The following is a 1,804-nucleotide window of genomic DNA, read 5'->3' as shown; positions in this document are numbered from 1 at the left end:
CGCGCGGCCAGGGCCGACACCGCCGCGGTGGCCACCTCCCGCCCCGACGGAGGCCGCGGCTGTCCGTCGGCGTCGGCGAGCAACCGGCCGAGAAACCGTTTGCGGGAGGCCCCGACCAGAAGGGGGAAACCCAGTTCGCGCAGCACGTCGAGTCCGTGCAGCAGTGCCCAGTCGTGGTCGGCGTTCTTGGCGAAGCCGAGCCCGGGGTCGAGCACGATCGCGTCCTCGGCGACACCGGCGGCGAGCGCCTCGTCGATCCGCGCGCTCAGCTCGTCACGTACGTCGGTGACGACGTCGGTGTAGTCGGCGAGGTCGTTCATGTGCCTGCTGTGCCCGCGCCAGTGCATCAGCACCCACGGCACGCCCGCGTCGGCGGCGACCTTGGCCATGTCCGGATCCGCGAGCCCGCCCGAGACGTCGTTGATCATCCGTGCGCCCGCCTCGACGGTCGCGGCGGCGACGGCCGCTCTCGTCGTGTCGACCGACAGCGTCAGCCCTTCGCCTGCCAGGCGGCGCACCACGGGCAGCACCCGCGCGAGCTCGGTGTCGGCGTCGACACGGGACGATCCGGGCCGGGTCGACTCGCCGCCGACATCGATCACGTCGGCGCCCCGCCGCCACATGGCATGGGCGTGGGCGAGTGCGTCCTCGACGCTCAGGTAGCGGCCACCGTCCGAGAACGAGTCCGGAGTCACGTTGAGCACGCCCATGACGGCACAACGGCCGGGCGTGGACAAGAGCGACGACGCGTGCGGCACGGTCACCGCCGCCCCTTGATCAGGTCGAGCGCTTCCGCCCGTGACGACGCGGAGGTCTGCAACAGCCCCCGCACCGCCGAGGTGGTGGTCCGCGCGCCCGGCTTGCGGATGCCCCGCATCGCCATGCACAGGTGCTCGGCCTCGACCACCACGATCACTCCCCGCGGCCGCAGCTTGCGGTTGAGCGCGTCGGCGACCTGCGAGGTCAGGCGTTCCTGCACCTGGGGCCGCTTGGCGTACAGGTCGACCAGACGGGCCAGCTTCGACAGCCCGGTGACCTTGCCCTGCCCGTTCGGGATGTAGCCGACGTGGGCCACGCCGTGGAACGGGGTCAGGTGGTGCTCGCACGTGCTGTACATCGGAATGTCGGTGACCAGCACCAGCTCTTCGTGGCTCTCGTCGAAGGTGCGGTCGAGCACATGATCCGGCTCGCTGTAGAGCCCGGCGAACATCTCCCGGTAGGCGCGTGCCACCCGGGCCGGTGTCTCCCGCAGCCCGTCGCGATCCGGGTCCTCTCCGCAGGCGAGCAGCAGCTCGCGCACGGCTCGTTCGGCCCGCGCCTGGTCGAAGACGCCGTGACCGGCCCTGGGCAGTTCGGCGTCGACGTCCAGATCGACGCCCGCGGCCGCGTGTCCGTTGCCCGTCACGTCACCGCCTTCCCCGGTCACGAACTCGGACGACCGTCCTGATCGTCGTCCTGACCGTCCCGATCCTGTCCCGCGTCGCGCTCGTGCTGCCGCGACTCCTGCTGCTGTGGCGTCGACCGCGGCGGCGGGTCGTCACGCCACGGGTAGCCCTTGCCGCTCGGCTGGGTCGCCGGGGTCCAGCCGGGGGGCGCGCCGTAGTGCGGCGGCCCCGCGCTGTACCCACCGGAGCCGGGCTGCCCGCTGCCGTTGGGCTGTGCCCACGTGCCGCTCCCGCCGTTGCGGCGGAGGCCGTTCGTGCCCCCGTCACCGGACGGCGGCGCGTACGGATTGTACGAGGGCGATGCGGGCGGCCCGCCGGGCGTGTCGCCCTGCTCCCGCGACTGGCCGTGCGCACCGTCC

At 72.9% G+C, this 1,804-nt stretch carries 2 protein-coding genes and 1 pseudogene; all 3 read right to left on the bottom strand.

Features of this window, described 5'->3' with window-relative positions; translation table 11 throughout:
* Positions 1-710: dihydropteroate synthase (gene folP / locus SACSA_RS0101925; RefSeq protein WP_028661437.1), on the bottom strand; the 710-nt coding region annotated here is incomplete at its 3' end.
* 50 nt (positions 711-760) lie between these two features.
* The gene (gene folE / locus SACSA_RS0101920) at positions 761-1,426 is read right to left on the bottom strand and encodes a GTP cyclohydrolase I FolE (protein WP_019813059.1); all 666 of its coding nucleotides are present in this window, start codon (positions 1,424-1,426) and stop codon (positions 761-763) included.
* A pseudogene (locus tag SACSA_RS24270) lies at positions 1,423-1,804 on the bottom strand (ATP-dependent zinc metalloprotease FtsH); the annotation flags it as partial. The gene folE and the pseudogene SACSA_RS24270, both read right to left, overlap by 4 nt.

The organism is Saccharomonospora saliphila YIM 90502 (assembly GCF_000383795.1).
Taxonomy (GTDB): domain Bacteria; phylum Actinomycetota; class Actinomycetes; order Mycobacteriales; family Pseudonocardiaceae; genus Saccharomonospora; species Saccharomonospora saliphila.
Note: the sequence above shows the minus strand (reverse complement) of the source record. Positions and strands in the feature narration are given on the sequence as shown.